Annotated in this window: 3 protein-coding genes; 2 read left to right on the top strand and 1 reads right to left on the bottom strand. The window is 41.7% G+C overall.

What is annotated here, in order from left to right; genetic code table 11:
• Positions 1–121 precede the first annotated feature (121 nt).
• Both Q1V93_RS03290 and Q1V93_RS03285 read left to right on the top strand, forming a co-directional pair.
• Complete coding sequence (locus Q1V93_RS03290) at positions 122–1465, top strand: MBOAT family O-acyltransferase (protein ID WP_300661403.1); 1344 nt, start codon at positions 122–124, stop codon at positions 1463–1465.
• A gap of 28 nt (positions 1466–1493) precedes the next feature.
• Positions 1494–2612 (top strand): hypothetical protein, encoded by a 1119-nt coding sequence (locus Q1V93_RS03285; protein ID WP_300661400.1) that lies wholly within the window; start codon positions 1494–1496, stop codon positions 2610–2612.
• Positions 2613–2756: 144 nt separating this feature from the next.
• Here the strand turns inward: Q1V93_RS03285 and Q1V93_RS03280 are convergent.
• The coding region (locus Q1V93_RS03280; RefSeq protein ID WP_300661397.1) for a hypothetical protein at positions 2757–3561 on the bottom strand (805 nt) is incomplete at its 5' end.

The following is a 3561-nucleotide window of genomic DNA, read 5'->3' as shown; positions in this document are numbered from 1 at the left end:
AAAGGGGGCATTTTTGTTATCTTCGAAATCCTAATTCTGATGAGTGGTATTTAGCAGCGCAATATTCTTATTTTACTTTCTACCCTTTTTCCTGCTTGTTTATCACGTAGTGCCAAAAGCGATGAAGAATTGGGTAATCTTCATCTTTAGTATTCTGTTCTATACCTGGGGAGCACCGGTTTTTGTTTTTATGCTGCTTGGAACTTCGCTCCTGGACTTCCTTTTGGTTCGGACCATTTACCGCTCTGAAACGGTCAGGAAGAAACGAATACTTCTCATTCTCTCACTGACAGTTAATTTAGGTCTTTTGGCCTATTTTAAATATTCGAATTTCTTCATTGAAAACACCAACGTTTTTCTGAATAGTTTAGGGTTTAATCAAATTACCTGGACGAAGGTCATTATGCCAATTGGGATTTCGTTTTTCACCTTTGAATCGATCACGTATACGATGGATGTTTACAGGGGAAAACATGCTCCGCTGAAGAATCTGAAAGATTATTTATTGTATCTGCTGGCTTTCCCGAAATTGATTGCCGGACCAATTGTGCGTTTCCAGGAAATTGCAGATGAGGTGATCGAACGCAAGGAGAATATTGATGAAAAACTGATCGGGTTTTACCGCTTTTGCATCGGGTTGGGAAAAAAAGTACTGATCGCAAATGTAATGGCGGAGCAGGTACAGGAGATTTTTAAGGGCGATTTGGCTCAGATGAGTACTGCAACTGCATGGATCGGGATCCTGGCTTATACAATGCAGATTTACTTCGATTTTTCGGGATATTCGGATATGGCAATCGGATTGGGGAAAATCATGGGCTTCCATTTCCCGGAAAACTTCAACAGTCCCTACAGTTCGAAAAGTATTACCGAGTTTTGGCGTCGCTGGCACATGACATTGGGAAATTTCATGCGCGATTATTTGTACATACCGTTGGGCGGAAACCGCGTTTCGAGTAAGTACCGCCTGTATTTCAACCTGGCTTTGGTCTTCATTTTATCGGGTTTCTGGCACGGAGCTTCGTGGAATTTTATTATTTGGGGAGCTTTTCATGGAACTTTCCTGATTCTCGACCGGATTTTCCTCTTGAAAGTATTGAACAAAGTGGGGGCTCTTATTGCTATTCCGTTTACGTTTCTGGTCGTAATGATCGGCTGGGTGATTTTCAGCATTGAAGATATCGGGAAAATGGGCATGTATTTAGGAAAACTCTTTGAATTCAGTCCGGGAACAAACGTGGTGACCATTCCATCTTTTTGGCCTGTTTTAGTCATCGCATTACTGTTTGCATTCCTGCCTGCTTTGTCGGTTGGTCAGCGCATGCAGCAATTCGTGTTCGACAGAAACAAGTATTCCATGCGGGTTCATGGAACCTTTCTGTTGCTGGCAGTGATTTTATTCATAATCAGCTCCAGTGCAGTTATTTCATCCGGATTCAATCCGTTTATTTATTTCCGTTTTTAAGATGAAAGAATCGAAAAAATATAAACGTTTGAAGCAGTTCCTTTTCGGTACTGTAATCGCTTTGATGTTTCTCCCGATGATTCAGCACAAGTTTCGCTTTTTCGAAGAAACGCCGTTGAAAGGATCGTATCAATTGTCGGAAAAACCTCCATTAAACAAGGAAAGCTGGTTTTTAGGGAAATACCAGGAAAAACAGGAGTTATACATTTCGGAACACACAGGATTCCGGCCAGGATGGGTGCGCTTTTACAATCAATGGAATTATTCGCTTTTCAGCAAGGCGAATGCTGCAGGCGTGATTGTTGGGAAGGAAGGTTATTTGTATGAAGAGAATTATATCAAAGCGTACTACGGAACTGATTTTGTTGGTGAGAAGGAAGTTTCCGGAATGGTTCGGAAATTGAAGCGAATTCAGGATACCCTAGATCAGAAGGGAATTACGCTGGCCGTTATTTTGGCTCCCGGAAAAGCGAGTTATCTTCCGGAATTTGTCCCGGATCGCTATCATCAAACCCGAAAAAGAACCAATTACCAGGAATACAAAGATCAGTTTGAGAAGCATGCTATCCGGAATATCGACATGCATCAGTGGTTTGAGTCGATGAAAAACACGACCAAATATCCGTTGTTTTCGAAAACCGGGATTCACTGGACAGCTTACGGTCAGTCTCTGGCAGTTGATTCGATGACAAAATACGTTTCGAATGCCTGTCATTGCGATCTTCCCAGATATGTACTTGATAAAATCGTTCCCTCTTCAAAACCCTGGCTGGATGACGATGATATTGGCCGCGTGATGAATCTGATGGTTGAACTTCCTGAGTTGGAGTTGGCTTATCCTGAATTTCATCCGAGCCGGAAAGCAAAGAAAACAGATCCGAAAGTATTGGTGATCGCAGACAGTTTTTATTGGGGACCGTTTAATGCAAATGTTTCTCATTTCCTGTTTAAAGAAGGTGAATTCTGGTATTACAATGAACAGATTTACCCGGCAACATTCACAAAGGAAACATTGGTGAAGCATCAGAATCTGGATCGCAAGCTGAAAGAAAACAAAGTGGTGTTTATCCTGATCACGGATGCGAACCTGTACAAATTCGGTTTTGGATTTGTAGACATGGCTGCAAAGCAATACGGAATCCAATAATTTCCGCTGCATCTATGGGAAATTCAAGAATCACCTAAAATTCCGGGAAGCGACTTTAAACAAAAACAAGGAGCCCGTTTTGGCGAGACCCCTTGTTTGATTCAGGTAGCAGGTGGAAATTCTTATGTTGGTGTTAGTGAATGGCTACTGTTTTTCTTCCAGGACCGGAACTCCGGGAGTTGGCGATTCATAGTTTTCCGAGGCAATTTCTCCCTCTACAATGACATCTCCGGTTATTTCTTGTACGGGAAGTTCTCCTGTCTTTAGTTTGCATTTTGCTGCTTCTGCTTTTAAGGTCAGGACCAGTTTTTTTCCTTTTCCAAAGGATTTTAATTGTTGTTTGGAAAGCGTATCTGCAAGGTGATTTTTGGAAAGGTAAATCAGGTCAAACGTTTCATTTTTCAGATCTTTTTCCTGAACGATCAATTCGAAATTTCCCTTTTCATCCGTCAGCCCTTTTAAAATGGTCTTTCCGTTTTGTTGGATTTCTACCGGTGATTTTGCCAGGGGTAAACCCGTTTTTTCATCTTTAATCTGACCGCTGATGCTCATCGGAAATTTCAGCTTATTGAACGCTTTTTGTTTCACAACTGTTGCATCATCCGGAGCTGATTCACAAGAAGAGACTACCGGACCCAAAAAACCAAGTATACCCAGTAACGATAGCCCAACCCGATAGGAAGCACCTGACAATGCAACATGTGAAATTTTAGAACTGATTTGATTGTGATTGAATATGCCACAAACTTTTCCGGGATTTGCAGTAATAACCTGGCGAATTTCCTCATTTGTCTTCTGACGAAAATCACTGAGAACTTTTTCGCAGCTCTCACAGTAATAGCCTCCGTCACGCTGTTGCATTCGCTCGTGCGATTGCTTGCAGGGTAGTGACATGATCGGTTTGTTCATATTCTCGTAGTTTGATAAAGTGAAAGTAATCAGTTCATTG

The organism is Fluviicola sp., assembly GCF_030151805.1.
In the GTDB taxonomy this organism is placed as follows: domain Bacteria; phylum Bacteroidota; class Bacteroidia; order Flavobacteriales_D; family Crocinitomicaceae; genus Fluviicola.
The sequence above is the reverse complement of the archived record's forward strand: the minus strand, read 5'-3'. Positions and strand labels throughout refer to the sequence as shown.